The organism is Leisingera sp. M527, assembly GCF_025141525.1.
Lineage (GTDB): Bacteria > Pseudomonadota > Alphaproteobacteria > Rhodobacterales > Rhodobacteraceae > Leisingera.
In genome coordinates this window covers 2,661,490-2,686,571 of record NZ_CP081037.1, presented here as the reverse complement: position 1 = coordinate 2,686,571, position 25,082 = coordinate 2,661,490, and the positions used below count along the sequence as shown (strand labels likewise).

Here is a 25,082-nt window from a genome sequence, read left to right as displayed (position 1 = left end):
TTGACCGGCAGATCGGATCGCGCAGCGATCCGATCCGGGCGCAGGCACGGCGGGCAGCAAAGCTGCCCGCCGTGCCTGCGCCACCCCATCCTTTGAGGTTTGCGCGAAACGGCTAGGCCGTAAGCGCCTGGCTGCAGCTGTCTGTCTTCGGAGGGGGGCGGTTTTGCTATGCGGAAAACAAGAAACGGCGGCACCCAGGGAGGAGGAGGGGTGCCGCCGTTCTGTCAAACACCGGAATTCAGGGAGGAGGAGATCCCGGTGATTCAAACCCGGCTGTTAACCGGTATAAGGTGCGGCGGCATCAGGGAGGAGGAGGATGCCGCCGCCAAAGCCAGGCCCTTCAAGGGAGGAGGAGAAAAGACCTGATCTCTATTAGTTGTTCTCGTAAGCGGCCTGATAGGCAACGCGCTGGATCTCGGACCGGTTCAGACCCAGATCCGCCAGATCGCGGGCCGTCAGCGCGGACAGCTCATTGACGGTCTTGCGGTACAGCCGGTAGCGAACAAATTTCACCATCAGCGCATCCAGGAAGCCAACCGGGGATGCAATGTTCACCGCGGAGATCTGTTGTGCTGCTGCCATCGTTCTGTTCCTTCGTCTGACCGTATCGTCGTATCCGTCCGGCACCATCCCGGCGCCGCTTGAGGGGTAATTTAGGGATCTTGTGCGGAGTCGCAATCCCGTGCGTCGGCAATGCTGCTATGCAGCATTTGCATGGGTGACCTAGGGTATGCCTTTGTAAGGGATCACTAATTTCAGCGTGCCGTTGCGCAGCTGTATAATTCTCGGGCGCGGGGCTGCAATCCGCGCATGGCTGGCGGCACGGTCTGTTGACGGATGCAGCCCTTGGCCCCGCAGCCGGGGCCGCGGCAATCACGCAACACGGGTTCCAAGGCGTATGGCGTACACATATATAGGGCCGGACAACACGCAGGAGAGCAGTCATGGCGGTCACTCAGGATCAGATTCGCGAAATACTGGAGCGGCTGGCCTTGCCGGACGGCGGCACGCTGGTGTCGCGCGACATGCTGCGCGCCCTGCGCATCGACGGCAGCAAGGTGAGCTTTGTGATCGAGGCACCCAGCCCCGAGATCGCCAAACTGATGGAGCCTTTGCGCAAGGCCGCCGAGGCTGCGGTGCTGTCGCTGGACGGGGTTGAAACCGTCTCCGCCGCGCTCACTGCCCATGCCGCGCAGCAGCCCGCGCCCAGCCTCAAGGTCGGCGGCCATCCGAAACCGCAGGCCGGGCCGCTGAAACCCGCAGGCGTCCAGCGCATTCTGGCGGTTGGGTCCGGCAAGGGCGGGGTGGGGAAATCCACCGTGTCGTCAAACCTTGCCGTGGCGCTGGCCAGGCAGGGCCGCAAGGTCGGGCTGCTGGACGCTGACATTTACGGTCCCTCCCAGCCCCGGATGATGGGCGCCAAGGGCCGCCCCGCCAGCCCTGACGGCAAGATCATCGAACCGCTGCACGCCCATGGCGTCACGCTGATGTCGATCGGCTTTATGCTGGAGGAGGGCAAGGCCGTGGTCTGGCGCGGCCCGATGCTGATGGGCGCGCTGCAGCAGATGCTGGGGCAGGTGAACTGGGGCGAGCTGGACGTGCTGATCGTCGATCTGCCGCCCGGCACCGGCGACGTGCAGCTGACGCTTTGCACCAAGACAGAGCTGACCGGTGCCATCGTGGTTTCCACTCCGCAGGATGTGGCACTGCTGGATGCACGCAAGGCAATGGATATGTTCAAGACGTTGAAAACCCCTGTGCTGGGCCTGATCGAGAATATGTCATTTTTCACCTGCCCCGATTGCGGCGGCGAGCATCACATCTTTGGCCATGGCGGTGTCGCGGCTGAGGCTGAGGCGCTTGGCCTGCCGCTTCTGGGTGCGCTGCCGATTGACCTTGAAACCCGGCTGGCCGGCGACAGCGGCACGCCCATCGCGGCGGGCGAGGGGCCAATGGCGCAGGCCTATGCGCGGATTGCCGAAGGTCTGATCGGCGGCGGCATGGCCTGACTCCCGGCGGGTTCCCCGCACTCTCTATATATACTGTCCCGGATGGCCCGCCTGATTGGCGGGCCTTTTGCTGTTTGCTCGCCTTGTTTTGGGTGCGGATGGGGTTTCCCGCCCGGTACGGGAACCTGTGGGACAGCTGGCCCTGCATGGGACGTATGGGGCCGGCGGGATTGCATGGGGCGCTTGGGAATTCACGGGACTTGCGGGAATTCATGGGCGCCATGGGAAACCATGGCCCGAATTGCCCCGCGCTTCTCTTGAGGATGCGAATCACGCGGTTTTGAGGCGTTGATGCCGGAGTATTCCGCCGCTTCCTTTGTGGAGAGGTGCGAACGTAAGGGGAATATTCGCAGCTGAAGTGAGTCTTCATGTCGAATCGCGGGAAACTATGGGAAAAAAATTGCAGGTGCAACTCGCCCCTATATTTGGTGTTTGCGATTGAGTGATGCACAACAAGTTCGCGATTTTACCTCAATATCACCACGAATCTCTTGCGAATCTCTGTTGCTGTTGGCAGTCGTTCGATGATTTCCCGCAGAAAACAGTTGCAGGACCATCATTTCCCATAGTATCCCTATTACATCGAATGAGACGAGGGACGGGGCGCCAAACGACCCCAAACCAAACTAAAAGAGCAGGTTTCATACAGGCCTTCGCTTTCATCGAACCAAGAGATCCGGCGCGCGAGCGAGCAGACATCCCCCCAGGTGGCGTGCGCAGTCGGACATCCCGCATAGCGGGCCAAGGCGGCGGGTTGATCAGTGGCAGCAGATCAACCCGCCCCTTTTCATTCTGGGGATCGGATTTACGCGAGGGACGCGCGGAAAAGGAACGGTAAGTTGGGCCGCAGGTTCAGAGGCGAAAGCCACCACAAGGTGGACAGCAAGGGGCGGGTGTCAATTCCGGCCTCTTTCCGCCGTGTGCTGGAGGCCGCCGATCCGAACTGGAAATCCGGCGACAGCCCCGAACTGGTCATCGTTTACGGCGATCACCGCCGCCCGTTCCTGGAATGCTATACAATGGAAGCCATCGACGAGGTGGACGCCAAGATCGCCGCCCTGCCGCGCGGCTCCAAACCACGCAAGATCCTGGAGCGCATGTTCAACGGCCAATCCTTGCCGACCAACGTGGATGAGACCGGCCGCCTTGTGCTGCCTGCCAAGCTGCGCCAGAAGATCGGCCTGGATGGCGAGGCTTTCTTTATTGCGTCCGGCGATACCTTCCAGATCTGGAACCCCGGGACCTATGAAGAGGTCGAAATGGCGGAAGCCGAGAAACTGATGGAAGACTTGCCCGAGGATTTCGATCCCCTGGAATTCCTAGATGGCGCCGGAGGCGTTTGACTTATGACCCAGGACCAAAACGCTGCCAATGGTCCCCACATCCCCGTCCTTCTGCGCCCGCTGTTGCAGGCCGTGGCCCCGGTCACAGGCCGTTGGCTGGATGGCACCTTCGGTGCAGGCGGCTATACCCGCGGGCTGCTTGAGGCCGGCGCGGACGAAGTCACCGGCGTCGACCGCGACCCGCTGGCGTTTGAAATGGCCAAACCTTGGGCCGCGGATTACGGTGACCGCCTGATCCTGCAGCAGGGTGTGTTCTCCCGCATGGATGAATACGCGCAAGACCTTGATGGCGTGGTGCTGGACCTTGGCGTCTCCTCGATGCAGCTGGACCTGGCCGAACGCGGTTTCTCCTTTATGCGGGATGGGCCGCTCGACATGCGGATGTCGCAGTCGGGGCCTTCAGCTGCCGATCTGATCGCCGAGCTGGATGAGGCGCAGATCGCTGACATCCTGTTCCACTACGGCGAAGAACGCGCCAGCCGCCGCATCGCCAAGGCGATTGTCCGCGAACGCACGATTGAACCGATCACCAGCACTCTGCGCCTTGCGAAGATCATTGAATCCTGCCTGCCGCGCCCCAAGCCCAACCAGTCGCACCCGGCGACCCGCAGCTTTCAGGGCCTGCGCATCGCGGTGAACGCTGAATATGACGAGCTGTTCGAGGGGATGCTGGCCGCAGAGCGCGCGCTGAAACCCGGCGGATTGCTGGCTGTGGTCACCTTCCACTCGGTCGAGGACCGGATGGTCAAACGCTTCTTTCAGCACCGCGCGGGCAAAACCGGCCGCGCCAACCGTTATGCGCCGGAGCAGGAAGACACGCCTAACCAGTTCGAACTGGTCACCCGCAAGGCCGTCGGCCCCGACGATCAGGAACTGGCTGAAAACCCGCGTTCCCGCTCTGCCCGCCTGCGGGTCGGACGCCGCACGGCGGCTGATCCCGGACCGATCTCGGCCAAAGACCTTGGAATGCCGCAGCTGAAAGAGGCGCGCAAATGAAGACCCTGCTGTATGCCGCAACCTGCCTGGCCGTCTTTGGCCTGGCCTTCTGGGCCTACCGCGAAAACTACGCCACCCAGCAGGTGCTGAAGGATACCCGTGCGCTGCAGGGCCAGATCGGCGCGGCGCAGGTGCGGCTTAGCGTCTTGCGCGCTGAATGGGCTTACCTCAACCGCCCGCAGCGGCTGCGCGAGCTGGCGGATATCAATTTCGACAGCCTGGGCCTGTTGCCGCTGCGCCCGGATCAGTTCGGCCGGGTGGATGAGGTGTCATATCCCGAACCCGAAGAGCTGGTGATCACCGAAGGAGTTGAGGTGTCGGGCCTGAACCGGAGGAGCCAGCCATGATTCGCACCCCGCTCCGCCCGCTGGCGCGGGTTCTTCATGCCCGCGCGACCGGCGAAAACCCGGATGTGATCGAAGAGGAAAACATCAGCCTGCGGCATCAGGAAATGCAGGTGCAGTCCCGTCAGCGCGCCGAGGGGCGGCTGTTGGTGCTGGGGCTGTTCTTTGTCTGTGCCTTTGGCGCTATCACGGCGCGCATGGGCATGACGGCGGTGTCGGAGCCGTCCGAGCCCGTCGCCAGCGTTGCCGGCAGCGTCATCGCCGCGCAGCGGGCCGACATTGTTGACCGCAACGGCAGCCTGCTGGCGACCAATTTTGAGACCCATTCGCTGTATGCCCAGCCGCCGCAGATGATTGATCCCATCGGCGCGGCAGAGCAGTTGGTACAGATCTTCCCGGACCTTGAACTCGACCGTTTGATCCGGGATTTTACGGGCAAGCGCAAGTTCCTGTGGGTAAAGAAGAAAATCAGCCCTGAGCAGCTTCAGGCAGTGCATGACATCGGCGATCCCGGCCTGATGTTCGGCCCGCGCGAGATGCGCCTCTACCCCAATGGCAGCCTGGCTGCCCATGTGCTGGGCGGTGCCGGTTTCGGCAAGGAGGGCGTGAACGCCGCCGAGGTGATCGGTGTTGCGGGTGTTGAACGCCAGTTCGACACCTACCTGCGCAACCCGGCCAATGCGGGCAAGCCGCTGCAATTGTCGCTGGACCTCACCGTGCAGGCCGCAGCCGAGCAGGTGCTGTATGGCGGCATGAAGCTGATGAACGCCAAGGGCGCTACCTCGATCCTGATGGATGCCCACACGGGCGAGGTGATCTCGGTTGTGTCCTTCCCGGATTTTGATCCCAACGACCGGCCGCGCCCGCCGGCCTCCGGTTTTGACCCCTCGGTCAGCCCGCTGTTCAACCGCGCGGTGCAGGGGGTGTACGAGCTTGGGTCCACCTTCAAGATATTCACTGCAGCGCAAGCGATGGAGCTGGGACTGGTTGGCGCTGACACCGTGATCGACACCCGCGGCCCGTTGCGCTGGGGCCGCTTTGCGATCCGTGATTTCCGCAACTATGGCAACGAGATGTCGGTGACCAAGATCATCGTCAAATCCTCCAACATCGGCACCGCGCGGCTGGCGCAGCAAATCGGAGTGGAGCGGCAGAAAAGCTTCCTTGATACGCTGGGCATGCTGGAGCCGACCCCGTTTGAGATTTCCGAAGCCAAGGGCGGCAAGCCGCTGCTGCCCGCCAACTGGTCCGAACTGTCGGCGATGACGATTTCCTACGGCCACGGCATTTCCACCACGCCGATGCATCTGGCGGCGGGTTATGCGGCGATTGCCAATGGCGGGCGTTATGTGGCGCCGACGATTCTGAAACAGGCGGCACCGCAGTTGGGTGAACGGGTGCTGAGCGAAAGCACCGCCGCCGCCGCGCGCAAGATGTTGCGCAAGGTGGTCAGCGAAGGCACCGCGTCCTTTGCCGAGGTCGAGGGCTATCAGGTGGGCGGCAAGACCGGCACGGCTGATAAGCCCAAGCCGCAGGGCGGCTATTACGAGGATAAGGTGATTGCCACTTTTGCCTCTATTTTCCCGGCACATGACCCGAAATACGTGCTAATCGTGACGCTGGACGAACCCTCCATCATTGCCCATGGCGAGGAGCGCCGCACCGCAGGCTGGACCGCCACCCCGGTGGCGGCTGAGATGATCGGGCGGGTCGCGCCGCTGTTGGGCTTGCGTCCGCAAGTTGAACCCGCAGAGGTGACTGGTATAACCCTCACCTCGAACTGAACCAGGGCAGAGGGCCGCCATGAGCAGCAGTAGACCAGACCAGCCGCTAAGCCAATTGGGGCTGACCGCCCGCGGCGGCGCCGACCCGCAGATCCGCGGCCTGGCGGTAGACAGCCGCGACGTGCGCGAGGGGTTCCTGTTTGCAGCCCTTCCGGGCAGCCAGGTGCATGGCGCCAAATTCATCCCCGCTGCGCTGGATAAGGGCGCCACCGCCATTCTGACCGATGCAGCGGGCGCGGGCATCGCCGCCAAACTGCTGGACGAAAGCCACGCCGCACTTGTGGTGGTCGAGGATCCGCGCCAGACGCTGGCCTATGCCGCCGCGTTGTGGTCCGGCGGTCAGCCGCAGACCGTGGTTGCGGTGACCGGCACCAATGGCAAGACCTCCGTTGCAAGTTTTGTGCGCCAGATCTGGGCTGAGCTGGGCCATGAGGCGGTCAATATGGGCACCACCGGAATTGAGGGCGCCTGGAGCTATCCGCTGGCCCATACCACGCCGGAGCCGATCACCCTGCACCGCGCCCTGGCTGAGGCTGCCGCCGCAGGGGTGACCCATGCGGCGATGGAGGCGTCCTCGCATGGGCTGGACCAGCGCCGTCTGGACGGGGTGCAGCTGGCGGCGGCGGGGTTCACCAATTTCACCCAGGACCATCTGGACTATCACGAGACATTTGAAGCCTATTTCAACGCCAAGGCGGGCCTGTTCCGCCGGGTGCTGCCGGACGAAGGAGTCGCCGTCATCAACCTGAACGACCCCCGCGGCGCTGAGATGCGCGCGGTGGCCGCTGCCCGCGGGCAGGAGGTGATCAGCGTGGGACGCGGGCTTGGCGATCTGAACCTGATGGGGCTGCGCTATGACGGCACCGGCCAGGATGTGCGGTTCTCCTGGCATGACAAGCCGTATCAGGTACGGCTGAACCTGATCGGTGGCTTTCAGGCGGAAAACGTTCTGTTGGCCTGCGGGCTGGTGATTGCCGGCGGCGAGGATCCGGAGCGGGTGTTTGAAACCCTGCCGCATCTGACCACGGTACGCGGCCGGATGCAGCTGGCGGCGTCGCGTGACAATGGCTCAGCCGTGTTTGTTGACTACGCCCATACGCCTGCCGCCGTTGCCAGCGCCATCAAGGCCTTGCGACCGCATGTGCTGGGGCGGCTGATTGCCATTGTTGGCGCAGGCGGCGACCGCGACACCAGCAAGCGGCCTTTGATGGGGCAGGCGGCGCATCAGAACGCCGATGTTGTGATTGTGACGGATGACAACCCGCGCAGCGAGGACCCGGCGATTATCCGCGCCGCCGTCAAGGGCGGTGCGCCCGATTGCATCGAGGTCGGTGACCGCGCCGAGGCGATCCTGCGCGGCGCCGACATGCTGCAGGCGGGCGATGCGCTGATTGTCTGCGGCAAGGGGCATGAGACCGGCCAGACCGTGGGCGATCAGGTTCTGCCGTTTGACGATGTGGAGCAGGCCAGCATTGCTGCAGCCGCACTGGACGGGAGGCTGGCATGACGCTTTGGACCGCAACCGAGGCCGCTGCAGCCACCGGCGGGCAGGCGCAGGGGGATTGGGCTGTCACCGGCCTGTCGATCGACACCCGCACCATTGAGTCGGGTGATATGTTCGTGGCCTTGAAGGCCGCGCGCGACGGTCATGATTTCGTGGCCCAGGCTTTGGCGAAAGGGGCAGGTGCTGCGCTGGTCTCCCGCATCCCCGAAGGGGTTGCCGCCGATGCGCCGCTGCTGATCGTGGATGACGTGCAGGCCGGGCTTGAGGCCCTTGGCCGGGCGTCCCGTGCCCGCACCGGGGCCAAGGTCGTTGCGGTGACAGGCTCGGTCGGTAAAACCTCGACCAAGGAAATGCTGGCGCGGATGCTGTCCGATCAGGGCCGCACCCATGCGGCAGTGGCCAGCTATAACAACCATTGGGGCGTGCCGCTGACGCTGGCGCGGATGCCGCGCGAAACTGAATTTGCCGTTATCGAAATCGGCATGAACCATCCGGGTGAGATTGCGCCGTTGGCCAAACAAGCCCGCCCGCATGTGGCGATGGTGACGACAGTTGCCGCGGTGCATCTGGAGGCGTTTGAGGACGTCGAGGGCATTGCCGGTGAGAAGGCCGCGATCATGCAGGGGCTGGAGCCAGGCGGTGTTGCGGTATTGAACGCGGATATTGCCGAGGCCCATGTGCTGCGGGATGTGGCGGAAGATCTGGGCATCATTGCCCGCTGGTTCGGCGAAAGCGCCGGGGATTACCAATTGTTGTCAGCTGACAACAAAGGCGACGGGCTTGTTGCCCGCGCCACGGCAGGGGGCGGCGAGGTTGAGATGCACATCCAGTCCCTTGGCGCGCATTTTGCGATGAACGCTCTGGGCGCGCTGGCCTGTGTCGATGCGCTGGGTGCGGATGTGGCGAAAGCTGTTGAAAGCCTCGCCCTGTGGTCGCCGGTCAAGGGCCGCGGCGTGCGGGAAACCATCCGGCTGGACAGCGGCGAGGTTACCCTTCTGGACGACAGCTATAACGCCAATCCGACCTCAATGGCGGCGGCGCTGGCAGTGCTGGCGGCGACACCCGGCGCGGGACGGCGGATTGCCTATCTTGGCGATATGGGAGAGCTGGGACCGCAGGAAAAAGACCTGCATGCCGGCCTTGCCGCGCTGCAGGCCGTTGCGGGTATTGAGAAAATCCATTGCGTCGGGCCGTTGATGAAGTCGCTTTATGCGGCGCTGCCAGAGGCGAAACGCGGCGGCTGGTACGATACCAGTTCCGAGGCGGTGCCAGATCTGAAAACCGCCATCAAAGGCGGCGACATCGTGCTGGCAAAAGGCTCCAACAGCATGGGGCTGGCCAAGATCGTTGACGGCATCCGCGAAATGGGCCAATCCACCCCCACACAAGAAAACGCATAAAAGAACGAGGGAAGGGCCCAGATGCTCTATTGGCTGACCGCTTTGTCGGACGGGGGGGATGTTTTCAACCTCTTCCGCTATATCACCTTCCGCGCAGGCGGCGCCTTTATGACTGCGCTGATCTTTGGCTTTCTGTTCGGCAAGCCGCTGATCAATGTGCTGCGCCGCAAGCAGGGCAAGGGCCAGCCGATCCGCGATGACGGGCCGGAGGGGCATTTTTCCAAGGCGGGCACACCCACGATGGGCGGGCTGCTGATTGTCGGCGCGCTGCTGTCCTCGACGCTGTTGTGGGCGCGGCTGGATAACCCCTTTGTCTGGATGGTGCTGCTGGTGACGCTGGCCTTTGCGCTGATCGGCTTTGCTGATGATTATGCCAAGGTCTCAAAACAGACCACGGCAGGTGTTTCGGGTAAGCTGCGGCTGGCCTTGGGGATTGCGATTGCGGCGCTGTGTTCGGTTCTGGCCGCGCGATTCCACCCGGAAGCGCTGCAGAACCAGCTGGCGCTGCCGGTGTTCAAGGACACGCTGATCAATCTTGGCCTGTTCTATGTACCGTTTTCGATCTGCGTTATTGTCGGCGCTGCCAATGCGGTGAACCTGACCGACGGGCTGGATGGCCTTGCGATCATGCCGGTGATGATTGCTGCGGGCACCCTGGGTGTCATTGCCTATGCGGTGGGGCGGGTCGACTTTACCGAATATCTGGACGTGCATTACGTGCCCGGCACCGGTGAGATCCTGATTTTCAGCGCGGCGCTGTTTGGCGCAGGCCTGGGGTTTCTGTGGTACAACGCGCCGCCGGCGGCGGTGTTCATGGGCGATACCGGCTCGCTGGCCCTGGGCGGGGCGCTGGGGGCCATTGCGGTTGCCACCAAGCACGAGCTGGTGCTGGCCATCGTCGGCGGGCTGTTTGTGGTTGAGGCGATGTCGGTGATCATTCAGGTTCTGTACTTCAAGCGCACCGGGCGCCGGGTGTTCCTGATGGCCCCGATCCATCACCACTATGAAAAGAAGGGCTGGGCCGAGCCGCAGATCGTGATCCGCTTCTGGATCATCTCGCTGATCCTGGCGATGATCGGCCTGGCGACGCTGAAAGTCCGGTAAAGCATAGGTTTTGGCTGCCGCGCCGGGTTACCCGGCGGGTGGTGAGGCTTTCCTTTATTATGTGAACCGCGCGTGGCTTCAGGCTTGGCGCGGTTTTTTCTTATGAAGAAGGCGGCGCCGCCAAGGGGGGCGGAGCATCGGATTGCCCTTGTCAGGGGCCATGTCCGTCTGGCGGCCTATGCGGGCCCGCCCTGCACCCGATGAAGAGGTGGACTGAGGGGGCCGGTGTCCTGTTCTTGTTGTTGCAACGGGGTAGAGGGTAGCCCGGCCGGGTGAAAATGCGGTGTGGGCAGCGTACGGTGGATGCGCAACGGGGGGATGCTCCCGCCAATTTCGGCAGGCTATGCCTGCCTGCCAATTGTTGGGCGTGGCACGGGCCTGCGGCCCATGCTCGAGGACTGTGCCGGGGCAGCGCTTGAAGCCCGGCTTGCACCTGTGCAATGTGCCGCAGAAGCAAATTCATCAAGATGAGGGCAGGCAATGATCCCGGTCAAAGGATATGAGGGCGCCAAGGTGGCAGTGCTGGGGCTGGGCCGTTCGGGGCTGGCGACGGCGCGTGCCCTGCGGGAGGGCGGGGCGGAGGCGGTCTGCTGGGACGACAACCCTGCTGCGCGGGAGACGGCGGAGGCGGAAGGCCTGACCTGCCGCGACCTGCATAAGGCCGGTGCCTTTGACGGGGTTGCGGCGCTGATCACCTCGCCCGGTATTCCGCATCTTTACCCCAAGCCCAATCCGGTGATCCGGGCGGCGATGGAGGCGGGGGTACCGGTGGACAATGATATCGGGCTGTTCTTCCGCTCGTTTGCGGATGCCGAATGGCAAATGCATGATCAGCCGCCTCGGGTGGTGGCGGTAACAGGGTCAAACGGCAAATCAACCACGGTGGCGCTGCTGCATCACATCCTGCAGGAGGCGGGCCGGGAAAGCCAGCTGGCGGGCAATATCGGCCGCGGCGTGCTGGATATTGACGCGCCCGGAAATGGCGGTGTGGTGGTGCTGGAGCTGTCGAGCTATCAGACCGAGCTGGCGCGCGCACTGACACCGGATGTGGCGGTGTTCACCAACCTCAGCCCGGATCATCTGGACAGGCATGGCGGTATGGGCGGTTACTTCGCCGCCAAGCGGCGGCTGTTTGCCGAGGGCGGGCCGGACCGTGCGGTGATTGGCATTGACGAGGATGAGGGGCTGTTTCTGGCGGGTCAGCTGTCGGAAGGGGCAGGCGATGACCGGGTGATCCGGGTGTCCGCCGCGCGCAAGCTGACCGGGCCTGGCTGGCAGGTCTTTGCCCGCAAGGGGTTCCTGTCGGAATACCGCAAGGGGCGGCAGGCGGCCTCGATTGATCTGCGCGCCATGACCGGGCTGCCGGGGGCTCACAACCATCAGAACGCCTGCGCGGCCTATGCGGCGGCGCGCACCCTGGGGTTGGCGCCGCGGCTGATTGGCGATGCCATGGCCACCTTCCCCGGCCTGCCGCACCGCAGCCAGACCATCGCTGAGGCCGGCGGCGTGCGGTATGTGAATGACAGCAAGGCCACCAACGTAGACAGCGCAGTGAAAGCCTTAAGTGCGTTCAGTAACATCCGCTGGATCTGCGGCGGATTGGAGAAGGATGGCGGGCTGGAGGCCTTGAAGGGGCGGGCTGGCAATGTGGTGAAAGCCTATGTGATCGGGCGCGAGGCGGCGGGATTTGCGCTGCAGCTGGATGTGCAGGCCGAAGTTTGCACCACCATGGCGGCGGCAGTGGAGCGGGCCATTCAGGACTCGCAGGAGGGTGACACCGTGCTGCTGGCGCCGGCCGCCGCGAGTTTCGATCAGTATGACAATTTCGAACAGCGCGGTGAGGATTTCATCGCCGAAGTGAAGGCGCGGCTGGGGTAAAAGGGGCTTCAGGTCTCACCCAAGCGGAAAATCCGCCTCAAACCCGCCTTCACCTGATCTTTGCCTGCCAGAGCTGCCGCACGCGCCCAAGAGAAATAGCGGTATCCGCCTGCGGCGGAGCCTCCGCGATTTCTCTTGACCCCGCCCGGCACCCCCGGCCGTTCAAGCTCAAGCGAAGGCGGCTCCGAAGCGGAAAATCCGTGAGGGTCAGCTGTTGGCGGTGGACGGCTTGGTCATCTCCTCTGACAGGAGTTTGAAATAGCCGGGAAGGGTGTCTTGCAGCCGCTGATGGCCGTCGGGTGTCAGCGCGGCTTCTTTGGAGCGCCCGTCGGATGGGTTGTTCGAAAGGGTTATCAGCCCGTCTTTCTGCAGCGATTGCAGGGTGCGGGTCATCACCGGTTTTGACACGTCGATCCGCTGGGCGATCTCATTCGGGGTCAGCGAGGTGCGGTCCGGTTCGCGGTCGATCACGATCAGCACCAGGAACCGCAATTGGGACAGCCCGTGGTGGGCAAAATAGGCGTCGAGGCTGCGGATCAGGAGGCTGGCGCGGCGCATCATCATAAGCGCGCTGGTGATATGGTCCGGGTCGGCGCCGTAGGCCTGGGCGTAGGTGCCGACCATCTGCTGCGACGGCAGGTCCTTGAGGAAGAACATGACGCTCAGGCCAGCGGGGTCATCTTGTGGATTTCCACCGGTGCTGCAAGCCAGGCCTCGTATTTGGCGAAGACCGGCGTGATGTAGTCCGCTGCATAATGTGCCGCCAGGGCGTCGTCGCTGGCCCATTCTTCGTCGAGATAGAAGCAATCGCCATCGCGGCCTTCGGCCAGCAGGAACTTCAGGCAGCCGGGTTCGGCGCGGGTCGGTTCCAGAATATCCAGCAGGCTTTGGCGCACGTCCTGCATGTGTTCCGGTTTCGGAGTGATCCTGGCGATCAGTTGGAAGGGGGTGGTCATGGTGTTTCTCCATTTAAGTTATCATGATAACAGTATGGGGGCACCGCGCGCAGTGTCAAGGTGGCTTCAGCCGCGGGCGGCGATGGCGGGTACGCTTGAGCCGGGCACGGCGTGAATGCTGTGGCGGCGCGGTATGGAGTTCTTCCCAAACCAGCCGTCGGCCTGGCGCCGGCTGGCGAAGCGTGGGAGGCTGGTATTGCCAGCGGCAAAAGTTGACGAACCTTTTTCGCCCCGCTGATGGTCTGCGATGTGCCAGAGGTGCCGCCGGAACCGGACCTTGTTGTATCAGGTGAGGTGATCCGGATCCTCTCGGGCGCAGTCAGGATCGAGCTGGCACCCGGCACGCCCGCACCGCGGATCGCAAGGTCGTGCATGCGCTTGGGGCCTCGCCGTGCTGATGCCCTCGCGAGGGGTCCGGTTTCCGGCGGCGGCGAAACCGGTGGCTCGCCATTGGGCTCGAATCAATGGCGCCCAAGGCTTGCTCTGCAAAGGCCATGACGGCCCGGCAGGCCCGCACCGCGCCGCTGGCCGCCTGATTCTGAGAATGGCTGCAAAGCCAGCGCCGCCGGATCTCCTCAAAGTCCCGTCTCGGAGAGAAGCCGGCCTGCATCCACGCCCATGGGACGGGCTGCAGGTCACCCTGTCAGCCGGCCGGCGAAATCCTCCCCTGGAACTTCCGGCCGCCAAGCTGAAAGCCCGGTGCCCTTGAGGCGCCGCTTACGTCAAAGCCTTTGCCCGATGTACTGGAGGTCTGGCTGGCCGCGCAGCTGGCACGGATTCCGGGCAAGTCAGAACTGGCCAAGGCCACACGCCGTTGTCACGCAGCCATCCTTGAGCGTGACGCCATCCCGGCCATTCCAATCCGCAAGAACGGGCGGGCGTGGAAGGACGATTAACCTGTCCGTTTTCGAATGCCTGAGAGCTGACAGGGTCGAGGAAGCTGATTTCCTGCTTCTCCGTTGTGTCTGGAGCGAGGCGCGTGGTGCGATTGTCCCTTTTCTCCTCTGTCTGAGAGACGTAGAGGACGCGCATGAAATATGACGTAATTGTGCTTGGTGCCGGTGCTGCCGGCCTGATGGCAGCCGCGATTGCCGGGCAGGCAGGTGCGCGTGTGCTCCTGCTGGATCATGCAGACAAGGCAGGGAAGAAGATACTGATTTCAGGTGGAGGCCGGTGCAACTTCACCAATATGTGGACCGGGCCGGAATGCTTTCTGTCCGGGAATCCGCATTTCTCCAAGTCCGCTCTCGCACGGTATACCCAGTGGGATTTCCTCGCGCTGGTCGAACGCTACGGCATCGCCTGGCACGAGAAGACCTTGGGGCAGCTCTTCTGCGACGGCTCTGCACGGCAGATCGTAGCAATGCTCCTTGACGAGTGTGCCCGTGGCGGCGTTGATATCCGCCTCTCGACGCAGATCGGCGAGATCGGCCATGGCGACGGGCTTTTCCGCGTTGCTGGAGCGACAGCAGCGAAACTGGTCATCGCCACCGGAGGCCCCTCGATTCCGAAGATGGGGGCTACTGGCATCGCCTACCAGATCGCGCAACGCTTCGGCCTGACAGTGGTGCCGCCGAGACCCGCGCTTGTGCCGTTGACGCTGGGTCCGGACTCACAGGCGTTCCGGGACATTTCCGGCGTTTCCAGCCCGATCACAGCGCGGGTCGGAACGGCCAGTTTCACCGAAGCGGGGCTGTTTACTCACCGGGGGCTGTCGGGGCCAGCTATCTTGCAGGTGTCCTCCTATTGGACCCCCGGTGAACCGGTTGTCCTGACGCTGGTCGACAATGCCCTGGAGGTGCTGCGCGAGGCCCGGCGGCGGGCGCCCCGCTCAAGGCTGAGATCGGCATTGAGCGAGCATCTTCCGAACCGCCTGGCCGAGGTGTTGTCAGCGCGTATCGGATTGGGAAAGGAATTGGGAAACAGTTCCGATGCAGACCTTGAGCGCGCCGCTGGCTACTTGTCGCAGCTGACATTCCACCCCACTGGCACCGAGGGCTATGCGAAGGCAGAGGTGACGGCAGGAGGAATTTCCACGGAGGCGCTGTCCTCGCGCACAATGGAAGCGAAGAACTTACCCGGTCTTTATGTCATCGGCGAGGCTGTCGATGTCACCGGCTGGCTTGGCGGCTATAATTTTCAATGGGCGTGGTCTTCGGGCTGGGCAGCGGGAACAGCGATTGCTGAGCGGCGTGATGGCTGAATGCTGTAACCGCGATCATGCGGCCGCAAAGCGGTTTCGTGCATGGGCTCAGACTGCCAGTTCACCGGATCGGGCACCCGCAGCCGGTCTAAGATAAGTCAGCTTTTGCTGCGCCGGGCACGAACTCATGCACAGCGCAGGGACGCGCAATATCGGATCAATGAGGAAGCGCTGCGGTGTTTCCTGCAGGCAGCCAAGGCGGCGGGGTAGTGTATTCCAGCCGCCGACTGCGGGCACGGGCTGACAGGACCGTTGGCCGGACCAAAGCCCTCTTGGCTGACGGCGCACCGGTGAAGATGCCAGCCCCCCGTTTAATAGCAGGCCAAGACAGTGTGTGCCTGGGTCTCTGTTCGCGAGCAATGCCGTGATTTTCCGGTTCTTGAAAGGCTTTCTGCCTAGCAACTGTATTGTTCAGACGGCGGGTTCCCGCGGAGCGCCGACATCCGCTGGCAGCTTCCTGCCTGTCAAGATGGGCGGTCGGCGGTGCGGTGGTTTTCCGCCGAACTGTGTTCTTTTTCTGGCGCCGCGGCTCACGTTTCGTTACAGTTTCTGTGAGACCCCGAAAAATGGGGCGGAACGAGGCATATAGTGGCGGTATTCCCATGACTGAGATGGTCTATGGCGCGGTTCCCGTGCAGGCAGGTGAGCCGATTCTTCCGAAATGGTGGCGGACGCTGGATAAATGGACAATGTCCTGCATCCTGATGCTGTTCGTGATCGGGCTGCTCTTGGGGTTGGCGGCCTCGGTGCCGCTGGCGGAGCGCAACGGGTTCGGCAATTTCCACTATGTGCAGCGGCAGGCGGTTTTTGGCCTGACGGCGCTGACGGCGATGCTGGTGACATCCGTGATGTCGCCGACGCTGGTGCGGCGGCTGGCGGTGCTGGGCTTTGCCCTGGCCTTTGTCGCCTTGGCGTTTTTGCCGATTTTTGGCACCGATTTCGGTAAGGGTGCGGTGCGCTGGTATTCGCTGGGATTTGCCTCCCTGCAGCCGTCGGAGTTCCTGAAGCCCGGCTTTATTGTGGTTGCGGCCTGGATGATTGCCGCCAGCCAGCAGATCAACGGGCCACCCGGCACGCTGATGTCCTTCGCGCTGTGCATGATGGTCGTTATGATGCTGGTATTGCAACCGGATTTCGGCCAGGCCAGCCTGATCCTGTTCGGCTGGGGGGTGATGTATTTTGTGGCTGGGGCGCCGATGCTGCTGCTGGTTTGCATGGCCGCCGTGGTGGTGATGGGGGGCGTCTTTGCCTATAACAGCTCCGAACACTTTGCCCGCCGCATCGACGGCTTCCTGAACCCCGATGTCGATCCGACCACCCAGCTTGGCTATGCCACCAATGCGATCCGCGAAGGCGGGCTGTTTGGTGTCGGCGTCGGCGAGGGGCAGGTGAAATGGTCGCTGCCCGATGCCCATACCGATTTCATCGTTGCCGTCGCAGCCGAGGAGTACGGGCTGGTGCTGGTGGCGGTTCTGATTGTGCTTTACGCCTCGATCGTGGTGCGTTCGCTGTTCCGGCTGATGCGGGAGCGCGATATTTTCATCCGTCTCGCAGGCACCGGACTGGTCTGCATGTTCGGCGTGCAGGCGATGATCAACATGGGGGTTGCGGTGCGGCTCTTGCCCGCGAAAGGCATGACTTTGCCGTTTGTCAGCTATGGCGGATCCTCGCTGATTGCCACCGGGATTGCGGTGGGTATGCTCTTGGCCTTTACCCGCACGCGTCCGCAAGGCGGGATTGCGGATTACCTGAACGGCCGCGGCCGCTGAGAGATGTGAAAGAGACCCCCTGGGATGGCACAGAAATTGCTTTTGATGGCCGCTGGCGGAACCGGCGGCCATATGTTTCCGGCACAGGCGCTGGCCGAGATGATGCTGGCGCGCGGCTGGCGGGTGAAACTGTCGACCGACGCGCGGGGCGCGCGCTATACCGCGTCGTTTCCAAGCGCGGTTGAGATTTCGCAAGTGTCGTCTGCCACCTTTGCCCGCGGCGGGCTGCTGGCCAAGGCGCTGGCGGGTCCGAAAATTGCAGGCGGCGTTCTGTCGATGATGATGCAGATGCGCCGCGAACGCCCCGATGCCGTCATCGGTTTTGGCGGCTATCCGTCGATCCCGGCGCTGGGGGCGGCAACGCTGCTGAAGCTGCCGCGGATGATCCATGAGCAGAACGGTGTGCTGGGCCGGGTCAACCAGATCTTTGCCAAGCGGGTCGCAGGGGTGGCCTGCGGCACCTGGCCAACCGCGCTGCCCGAAGGTGTCGCGCATGAGCACGTTGGCAACCCGGTGCGCAGCGCGGTAATGGAGCGGGCAGGGGCTGCCTATATCCCGCCGGGCGACTATCCGATGTCGCTCTTGGTGATGGGTGGCAGCCAGGGCGCGCGGATCCTGTCCGACGTGGTGCCCGGGGCTGTGGCTGCGCTGCCGGATCAAATCCGCCGCTATCTGCGGGTGTCGCATCAGGCGCGGGCAGAGGATTTGGACCGGGTCAATGCGTTCTATGCCGAACACGGCATCAACGCCGATGTGCAGACCTTCTTTACCGACGTGCCTGCGCGGATGTCGGAAGCGCAGCTGGTGATCTCGCGCTCCGGCGCCTCGTCGGTGGCCGATATTTCGATTATCGGGCGGCCCTCGATCCTGATCCCCTTTGCCGCTGCGGCGGGCGACCACCAAAGCGCCAATGCCCGTGGGCTGGTTGACGCCAATGCCACGGTGGTGATCCCGGAAAGCGCTCTTGATATCCCGGTGCTGGCAGAGCATATGGGCGCAATTCTGAGTAACCCGCGGGCTGCCACGCAAATGTCGGCAGCCGCACTGAGCGCCGGGGTTCCCGATGCCACCGAACGATTGGCGGCACTGGTTGAGCAGCTGGCCGAAGAAGGATAACTGTCATGAACCCTGCAACCAAACTGCCCGGAGACGTCGGCCCGATCCATTTTGTGGGGATCGGCGGCATCGGCATGTCGGGCATCGCCGAGGTGCTGCTGAACCTCGGCTATATGGTGCAGGGGTCGGACCTGAAAACTTCCAAGATCACCGGCCGGCTGGAAGAGCTGGGCGCGCGTATCTTTGTAGGCCAGAAGGCGGAAAACCTGGAGAACGCCGCGGTTGTGGTGATCTCCTCGGCGATCAAACCGGGCAATCCGGAGCTGGACGAGGCCCGTCTTCGCGGCCTGCCGGTGGTGCGCCGCGCCGATATGCTGGCGGAACTGATGCGGCTTAAATCCAACATCGCCATTGCCGGCACTCATGGCAAGACCACCACCACCACCATGATGGCAGAGCTGATGGTGGCCGGCGGCTTTGACCCGACCATCGTCAACGGCGGCATCATTCACGCCTATGGCTCCAACGCGCGTATGGGGCAGGGCGAATGGATGGTGGTTGAGGCGGACGAGAGCGACGGCTCGTTCAACCGGCTGCCTGCGACCATCGCTGTGGTGACCAATATCGACCCCGAGCATATGGAGCATTGGGGCGACTTTGACACATTGCGCGACGGTTTCCTGGAGTTTGTCTCAAACATTCCGTTCTACGGTATCGCGGTTTGCTGCACTGACCATCCCGAGGTGCAGGCGCTGATCGGGCGGATTTCCGACCGCCGGGTTGTGACCTATGGTTTCAACGCCCAGGCCGATGTGCGGGCTGAGAACCTGACCTACAAGGGCGGTGTGGCGCATTTTGACGTGCATCTGCAGGCCGAAGACCGGGTGATCGAGGGCTGCACCCTGCCGATGCCGGGGGATCACAATGTCTCCAACGCGCTGTCTGCCGTGGCGGTCGCGCGGCATCTGGGTATGAACAGTTCCGAGATCCGTGAGGCCCTGGCGGCCTTTGGCGGCGTGAACCGGCGTTTCACCAAGGTGGGCGAAGTGAACGGTGTCACCATCATCGACGACTACGGCCATCACCCGGTGGAGATCGCCGCGGTGCTGAAGGCGGCGCGCCAGGCCAGCGAAGGCCGGGTGATCGCAGTGCATCAGCCGCACCGCTATTCGCGCCTGTCGAACCTGTTCGACGATTTCTGCGCCTGTTTCAACGAGGCGGATGTGGTGGCGATTGCCGAAGTGTTCGCAGCAGGCGAAGACCCGATCGAAGGCGCAGGCCGCGATGATCTGGTAGCCGGGCTGATCCGCCACGGCCACCGCCACGCCCGCGCCATCCTCAGCGAAGAAGACCTGGAGCGCCTGGTGCGCGAGCAGGCGCGGCCCGGCGACATGGTTGTCTGCCTGGGGGCGGGTACGATCAGCACCTGGGCCAACGGCCTGCCTGAACGGCTGGAGCAATGAGAGCACCAAGGGCAGCAGGGGGCGCTGCCCCCCGCCGCCTGCGGCGGCGTTCCCCGGGATACTTCCAGCCAGAAGAAGATGCCCGCCAGAGAGGCGCGGCATGACGCTGTCCCTGACGCTGGCGGCAGTCTGGGCGCTGACCGCCAATGTGCTGGCGGTGATTCCCAGCCGCGACAATCACTGGCGGCGCGCCTATGTGCTGATTGCACTGGGCATTCCGTTGCTTGGCTATGTCACCTATGAAAACGGCCCCTGGTGGGGGCTGGCGGTGCTGCTGGCAGGCATGTCGGTACTGCGCTGGCCGGTGATCTATCTGGGGCGGTGGGTAAAGCGCAGGCTGAGCCGCTGACCGGGCAGGAAATCACCGCGCGTTTACGGATTGTTTTCACAGCAAGTGCTACCTACGGAAGATTGTTTTTGTTTCCTGCTGTTGCTCCGGTGTGCGTGTTGCCGGACGTGGAGGTTGGTAGTGACCGCTGTAATTGCAATTTGGATGGCCTTTGGGGCCGTTTGGCTGATTGGCTTCTATTATCTAGCCCGGTTCAAGTGGTACCGGCTGGCGCAAGCTTTGGTGTTGCTCTGGGGGCTTATGCTGATCTGGCTGTCTCAGGACCGGTTTCACGAAAATCATGACCACGGCGCCGCGTTCACCCTTTATTTCGATGGCCATCTTGTATACGGACTGTGCGCGTTTATTGGCTGGAAGCTGGGGCGGCAAAAACGATGGCGGAGCAAACTGAAATCATCCTTCCGGCGGTTCGCGGGCGCCTTTCCTGGCAGAAACCGCTGGCGGAGCTGACCTGGCTGCGCGTGGGCGGCCCGGCGGACCATCTGTTCCAGCCTGCGGATATAGACGATCTGGCAGAATTCCTGCGCAGTCTGGACCCGGCGGTGCCGGTGTTCCCGATGGGGGTGGGGTCGAACCTGATTGTACGCGATGGCGGCATGCGCGCGGTGGTGATCCGGCTGGGCCGCGGCTTTAACGGGATTTCGGTTGACGGGGATACCGTCACCGCCGGTGCGGCGGCGCTGGATGCCCATGTTGCAAAACGTGCGGCGGATGCAGGTGTTGACCTGACCTTCCTGCGCACTATCCCCGGTTCGATCGGCGGCGCGGTGCGGATGAACGCGGGCTGTTACGGTAGCTATACTGCGGATGTGTTTGTGTCGGCCACCATCGTGACCCGCGAGGGCGAGATCCGCGAGATCACCGCGCAGGAGCTGGATTTCCAGTACCGTCAGACCGCTTTCCCAGAGGGCGCGGTGCTGGTCCATGCCACCTTGCGCGGTCCCAAGGGCGATCCAGAGGACTTGCGTGCCCGGATGGAGGCACAGTTGCAAAAGCGTGATGAGAGCCAGCCGACCCGTGACCGTTCGGCCGGCTCTACCTTCCGCAATCCGGCGGGGTTTTCATCCACGGGCCGTGCGGATGACGTGCATGACCTGAAGGCCTGGAAGGTGATCGACAACGCCGGCATGCGCGGCGCAAGGCGCGGCGGTGCGCAGATGAGCGGGAAACACTCCAACTTCCTTATCAACACGGGTGGCGCAACTGCCGCAGATCTGGAAGGTCTGGGCGAAGATGTGCGGAAAAAGGTTTACGAAGATTCCGGCATCACGCTAGAGTGGGAAATCATGCGGATTGGTGATCCGCTTCCCGAACAGCTGTCCGAATAACTGGAAAACCCGAGTGCTGACAAAGGCTTCGCTTGCCGCAGCTAGAGGTAACCATAAAGCTCCGGAGGGGCGCGGGCAGCGGCAATTGATAAACGTGGTAAAAGCATCATTAACGCCCCGGTAAGATTTTGGGCGGTAGGGTGCTGAAGAGGCGGCAATTCTATGCCGATGCACAGGGCGGATGCCCAGCAGAATCCGGGGCAGGCTGCCCCGCAAAAATCAGCCGGATCTAACCGGCGCAGAGACATAATGCGGGCCTGTTCCAGGCTCCAAGAAACAGGGGCGCAAAGCCCTGCATGTATTGAGGCGCTTCGTGGTGAGTAAGTCGAGCAGGACACTCCCGAAAGTCGCGGTGCTGATGGGTGGCCCGTCAGCCGAACGCGACGTATCGCTGTCCAGCGGCCGTGAATGCACGGTTGCTTTGCGCGGTGAGGGGTTCGAGGTTATTGAGATTGATGCAGGCCGGGACCTGCACGCGCGTCTGGCGGATATCAAACCGGATGTGGTGTTCAACGCGTTGCACGGGCGCTGGGGCGAGGACGGCTGCGTGCAGGGCGTGCTGGAATGGCTGGGGCTGCCCTATACCCATTCCGGGGTGCTGGCCTCGGCGCTGGCAATGGACAAGCAGCGCTCCAAGGAAGTGTACCGCGCCGCCGGGCTGCCGGTTGTCGAAAGCGGGCTGTTTGCCAAGGCCGACGTGATCGCGGGCCATGTGATGGCGCCGCCCTATGTGGTGAAGCCCAACAATGAAGGCTCAAGCGTCGGCATCTATATCGTGCATGAGGCCGCCAACGGCCCGCCGCAGCTGTCGGAGCAGATGCCTGCCGAAGTGATGGTTGAGACCTACGCGCCGGGCCGCGAGCTGACCACCACCGTGGTTGGGGACAAGGCGCTGACCGTGACCGATATCCTGACAGACGGCTGGTATGATTACGACGCCAAATACAAACCGGGCGGATCGCGCCATGTGCTGCCCGCGGATTTGCCGCGGGAAATCCATGACCTGTGCCTGGAATATGCGCTGAAGGCGCATGAGGTGCTGGGCTGCCGCGGCGTGAGCCGCACCGATTTCCGCTGGGACGAGGCGCGCGGCGCCGGCGGGCTGATCCTGTTGGAGACCAACACCCAGCCCGGTATGACACCGACCTCGCTGGTGCCGGAGCAGGCCGCACATCTGGGCATGACTTTCGGCGAACTCTGCGCCTGGATGGTGGAGGATGCCTCATGCAACCGCTGAAGGGGCGCTTGCGCCGCAGCGGCGGCGGCGAGGGACGGGCGGATCCGGCGCCGTCGCGGCTGAAGTACCGGCTGCAGCGCTGGATGCTGACGCCGGGTATCCGGTTCGGCCTGCGCGTCGGGGTGCCGTTCTGCCTGATTTTTGCAGCCGGCAGCGCCTATCTGGCGGATGAGAGCCGCCGGGCCGCGCTGCAGGGGCTGGTCAGCGATGCCCGCGCCGCAATCGAGGAGCGGCCCGAGTTCATGGTCAATGTGATGGCGGTGGACGGGGCGGGCTCAAGCGTGGCGCAGGACATCCGCGTGGTGGTGCCGACAGATTTTCCCGTCAGCTCCTTTGATCTGGATCTGGAGCAGATCCGAGATGTGATCACCGGGCTGGACCCGGTCAAGACTGCAAGCGTGCGGATCCGCCCCGGCGGCATCCTGCAGGTGGACGTCGAGGAACGCACGCCGGCGCTGATCTGGCGCAGCCGCGAGGGGCTGGCGCTGCTGGATGAGAACGGCATTCACGTGGCCGAGCTGGGCCGCCGCAACCTGCACCCGGACCTGCCGCTGATCGCGGGCAAGGGGGCCGGGCAACATGCGGCACAGGCGCTGCGGCTGTTTGCAGCGGCCAAACCGCTGGGGCCGCGGCTTCGCGGGCTGGTCCGGGTGGGCGAGCGGCGCTGGGACGTGGTGCTGGACCGCAAGCAGCGGATCATGCTGCCGGCCGAGCAGCCGGTGCGGGCGCTGGAGCGGGTGCTGGCGGTAAGTGAAGTGCAGGATTTGCTGGAACGCGATGTGGCAGCGGTGGATATGCGCCTGGCTGGGCGCCCGACCGTGCGTATGACCGAAAACTCAGTGGAAAACTGGTGGCGGATCCGGCAGCTGAATGGGGGCGGGCAGTAGCATGACAGATCTCTATCAATCGCAGCGGGCGATGCGGCAGATGCGGCGCCAGGCGATGCAGCGCGGCGTGGTGGCCATTCTGGACGTGGGCAGCTCTAAAATCGCTTGCCTGGTGCTGCGGTTCGACGGCAGCGGACGGCTGAGCGAGGACGGATCCATCGGCGCCTTGGCCGGGCAGTCGGGGTTCCGGGTGATCGGGGCGGCAACCACGCGGTCGCGCGGGGTGCAGTTCGGCGAAATCAACGCAATGCAGGAGACCGAACGCGCCATCCGCACCGCAGTGCAGGCCGCACAGAAGATGGCAGAGGTGCGGGTCGATCACGTGATCGCTTGTTTCTCGGGCGCCAATCCGCGCTCTTACGGGCTGGATGCCAAGCTGGATCTTGAGGGGCAGGTGGTCTCGGAGCATGAGGTGGCGCAGGTGCTGGCCTCCTGCGAGGTGCCGGAATACGGCGCGGGCCGCGAGGTAATACATGCGCAGCCGGTGAACTTTGCGCTGGATAACCGGTCCGGCCTGGGGGATCCGCGCGGTCAGATGGGGCAGACGCTGGCGGTCGACATGCATATGCTGACGGTGGATGCCATCGCGGTGCAAAACCTGGTGCGCTGCATCCAGCGCTGCGATCTGGAACTGGCGGGGATTGCCTCCTCGGCCTATGCCTCGGGGTTTTCGGCACTGGTCGAGGACGAGCAGGAACTGGGAGCGGCGTGTATCGATATGGGCGGCGGCTCCACCTCGATCTCGGTGTTTATGAAGAAACACATGATCTACGCCGACGCGGTGCGTCTGGGCGGCGATCACATCACCAGCGACATTTCGATGGGGCTGGGGGTGCCGCTGACCAATGCGGAGCGGATCAAGACCTTTTGCGGCGGGGTGCATGCCACCGGAGCCGACGACCGCGACATGATCGATATCGGCGGCGATACCGGCGATTGGGAACATGACCGGCGCACTGTCAGCCGCGCCGAGCTGATCGGCATCATGCGGCCCCGCGTCGAAGAAATCCTGGAAGAGGTGCGTGCACGGCTGGATGCGGCGGGTTTCGAATATCTCCCCAGCCAGCAGATCGTGCTGACCGGCGGCTCCAGCCAGATCATGGGGCTGGACGGGCTGGCCAGCCGCATCCTGGGCCAGCAGGTGCGTCTGGGGCGGCCCTTGCGCGTTCACGGCCTGCCGCAATCGGCGACCGGGCCGGGCTTTGCCTCAGCCGTGGGTCTGTGCCTGTTTGCGGCCCATCCGCAGGACGAATGGTGGGACTTCGAGATGCCCGCCAGCCGTCATCCGGCGGGCACATTGGGCCGTGCCGTGCGCTGGTTCCGGGACAACTGGTAAGCCGCTTTTCAATTCTGCCAGACGGGTCAAACAGGGCGTGACAGCGCCGGCAGGACCCGTTAGGTTGTTCTTAACGTCCGCGGCAAACGCGGCGATTCAGCAGGCCGGGCAGTGGCCAGCCACGTATCAGGAAAGA

24 protein-coding genes are annotated in these 25,082 nt (G+C 63.6%); 21 read left to right on the top strand and 3 right to left on the bottom strand.

Annotated features, from left to right (window positions below; translation table 11 throughout):
- Positions 1-168 precede the first annotated feature (168 nt).
- Positions 169-366: a hypothetical protein gene (locus K3555_RS13390; RefSeq protein ID WP_259994096.1), complete on the top strand. Its 198-nt coding sequence runs from the start codon at positions 169-171 to the stop codon at positions 364-366.
- 6 nt (positions 367-372) lie between these two features.
- On the opposite strand, the gene K3555_RS13385 is transcribed toward K3555_RS13390, so the two are convergent.
- Positions 373-582 (bottom strand): DUF1127 domain-containing protein, encoded by a 210-nt coding sequence (locus K3555_RS13385; protein ID WP_129371489.1) that lies wholly within the window; start codon positions 580-582, stop codon positions 373-375.
- Positions 583-944: 362 nt separating this feature from the next.
- On the opposite strand from K3555_RS13385, the gene K3555_RS13380 reads away from it, so the two are divergent.
- The 9 genes from K3555_RS13380 to murD all read left to right on the top strand — a co-directional run bounded on the left by K3555_RS13380 (position 945) and on the right by murD (position 12,362).
- Positions 945-2,009 (top strand): Mrp/NBP35 family ATP-binding protein, encoded by a 1,065-nt coding sequence (locus tag K3555_RS13380; RefSeq protein WP_260005614.1) that lies wholly within the window; start codon positions 945-947, stop codon positions 2,007-2,009.
- Between the two features lie 839 nt (positions 2,010-2,848).
- Positions 2,849-3,352, top strand: a complete 504-nt coding sequence (gene mraZ / locus K3555_RS13375) for a division/cell wall cluster transcriptional repressor MraZ (RefSeq protein ID WP_259994092.1) — start codon at positions 2,849-2,851, stop codon at positions 3,350-3,352.
- Between the two features lie 3 nt (positions 3,353-3,355).
- On the top strand, positions 3,356-4,348 hold the full coding sequence (gene rsmH, locus K3555_RS13370; RefSeq protein ID WP_260005612.1) for a 16S rRNA (cytosine(1402)-N(4))-methyltransferase RsmH: 993 nt from the start codon (positions 3,356-3,358) through the stop codon (positions 4,346-4,348).
- The gene (locus K3555_RS13365; RefSeq protein WP_259985891.1) at positions 4,345-4,695 is read left to right on the top strand and encodes a cell division protein FtsL; all 351 of its coding nucleotides are present in this window, start codon (positions 4,345-4,347) and stop codon (positions 4,693-4,695) included. The genes rsmH and K3555_RS13365 overlap by 4 nt, the downstream gene beginning before the upstream one ends.
- Positions 4,692-6,476 (top strand): penicillin-binding protein 2, encoded by a 1,785-nt coding sequence (locus K3555_RS13360; RefSeq protein WP_260005606.1) that lies wholly within the window; start codon positions 4,692-4,694, stop codon positions 6,474-6,476. Before K3555_RS13365 ends, K3555_RS13360 begins: the two co-directional genes overlap by 4 nt.
- 19 nt (positions 6,477-6,495) lie before the next feature.
- Positions 6,496-7,983, top strand: coding sequence for a UDP-N-acetylmuramoyl-L-alanyl-D-glutamate--2,6-diaminopimelate ligase (locus K3555_RS13355; protein ID WP_260005604.1), 1,488 nt, complete (start codon positions 6,496-6,498; stop codon positions 7,981-7,983).
- On the top strand, positions 7,980-9,380 hold the full coding sequence (gene murF / locus K3555_RS13350; protein ID WP_260005602.1) for a UDP-N-acetylmuramoyl-tripeptide--D-alanyl-D-alanine ligase: 1,401 nt from the start codon (positions 7,980-7,982) through the stop codon (positions 9,378-9,380). Before K3555_RS13355 ends, murF begins: the two co-directional genes overlap by 4 nt.
- A 21-nt stretch (positions 9,381-9,401) precedes the next feature.
- The gene (gene mraY / locus K3555_RS13345; protein ID WP_259985870.1) at positions 9,402-10,484 is read left to right on the top strand and encodes a phospho-N-acetylmuramoyl-pentapeptide-transferase; all 1,083 of its coding nucleotides are present in this window, start codon (positions 9,402-9,404) and stop codon (positions 10,482-10,484) included.
- A gap of 480 nt (positions 10,485-10,964) precedes the next feature.
- Positions 10,965-12,362, top strand: coding sequence for a UDP-N-acetylmuramoyl-L-alanine--D-glutamate ligase (gene murD / locus K3555_RS13340; RefSeq protein WP_260005600.1), 1,398 nt, complete (start codon positions 10,965-10,967; stop codon positions 12,360-12,362).
- Positions 12,363-12,569: 207 nt separating this feature from the next.
- Here the strand turns inward: murD and K3555_RS13335 are convergent, their stop codons facing one another.
- Together K3555_RS13335 and K3555_RS13330 are read right to left on the bottom strand one after the other, a co-directional pair.
- Positions 12,570-13,019, bottom strand: a complete 450-nt coding sequence (locus tag K3555_RS13335; RefSeq protein ID WP_260005595.1) for a MarR family winged helix-turn-helix transcriptional regulator — start codon at positions 13,017-13,019, stop codon at positions 12,570-12,572.
- A gap of 5 nt (positions 13,020-13,024) precedes the next feature.
- A complete protein-coding gene (locus K3555_RS13330) occupies positions 13,025-13,318 on the bottom strand; it encodes a putative quinol monooxygenase (RefSeq protein ID WP_260005590.1) in 294 nt (97 codons plus the stop codon).
- A 731-nt stretch (positions 13,319-14,049) separates the two neighbouring features.
- Here K3555_RS13330 and K3555_RS13325 point away from each other — a divergent pair.
- The 11 genes from K3555_RS13325 to ftsA all read left to right on the top strand — a co-directional run bounded on the left by K3555_RS13325 (position 14,050) and on the right by ftsA (position 24,946).
- A complete protein-coding gene (locus K3555_RS13325; RefSeq protein WP_260008578.1) occupies positions 14,050-14,214 on the top strand; it encodes a hypothetical protein in 165 nt (54 codons plus the stop codon).
- Between the two features lie 134 nt (positions 14,215-14,348).
- Positions 14,349-15,521, top strand: a complete 1,173-nt coding sequence (locus K3555_RS13320; RefSeq protein ID WP_259994078.1) for an NAD(P)/FAD-dependent oxidoreductase — start codon at positions 14,349-14,351, stop codon at positions 15,519-15,521.
- Between the two features lie 602 nt (positions 15,522-16,123).
- The gene (ftsW, locus tag K3555_RS13315; protein WP_129371473.1) at positions 16,124-17,290 is read left to right on the top strand and encodes a putative lipid II flippase FtsW; all 1,167 of its coding nucleotides are present in this window, start codon (positions 16,124-16,126) and stop codon (positions 17,288-17,290) included.
- 24 nt (positions 17,291-17,314) lie between these two features.
- The gene (locus K3555_RS13310) at positions 17,315-18,406 is read left to right on the top strand and encodes a UDP-N-acetylglucosamine--N-acetylmuramyl-(pentapeptide) pyrophosphoryl-undecaprenol N-acetylglucosamine transferase (RefSeq protein WP_260005589.1); all 1,092 of its coding nucleotides are present in this window, start codon (positions 17,315-17,317) and stop codon (positions 18,404-18,406) included.
- Positions 18,407-18,411: 5 nt separating this feature from the next.
- Positions 18,412-19,809, top strand: a complete 1,398-nt coding sequence (murC, locus tag K3555_RS13305) for a UDP-N-acetylmuramate--L-alanine ligase (protein WP_259985823.1) — start codon at positions 18,412-18,414, stop codon at positions 19,807-19,809.
- Between the two features lie 100 nt (positions 19,810-19,909).
- Positions 19,910-20,158, top strand: a complete 249-nt coding sequence (locus tag K3555_RS13300; protein ID WP_259994073.1) for a DUF2484 family protein — start codon at positions 19,910-19,912, stop codon at positions 20,156-20,158.
- 120 nt (positions 20,159-20,278) lie between these two features.
- A complete protein-coding gene (locus tag K3555_RS13295) occupies positions 20,279-20,608 on the top strand; it encodes a hypothetical protein (protein ID WP_260005588.1) in 330 nt (109 codons plus the stop codon).
- On the top strand, positions 20,533-21,486 hold the full coding sequence (gene murB, locus K3555_RS13290; protein WP_260005587.1) for a UDP-N-acetylmuramate dehydrogenase: 954 nt from the start codon (positions 20,533-20,535) through the stop codon (positions 21,484-21,486). Before K3555_RS13295 ends, murB begins: the two co-directional genes overlap by 76 nt.
- Before the next feature lie 316 nt (positions 21,487-21,802).
- Positions 21,803-22,723, top strand: coding sequence for a D-alanine--D-alanine ligase (locus K3555_RS13285; protein WP_260005586.1), 921 nt, complete (start codon positions 21,803-21,805; stop codon positions 22,721-22,723).
- Positions 22,711-23,610, top strand: a complete 900-nt coding sequence (locus K3555_RS13280; protein WP_260005584.1) for a cell division protein FtsQ/DivIB — start codon at positions 22,711-22,713, stop codon at positions 23,608-23,610. Before K3555_RS13285 ends, K3555_RS13280 begins: the two co-directional genes overlap by 13 nt.
- Before the next feature lies 1 nt (position 23,611).
- On the top strand, positions 23,612-24,946 hold the full coding sequence (ftsA, locus tag K3555_RS13275) for a cell division protein FtsA (protein WP_259985811.1): 1,335 nt from the start codon (positions 23,612-23,614) through the stop codon (positions 24,944-24,946).
- The last annotated feature ends 136 nt before the right edge of the window (positions 24,947-25,082 follow it).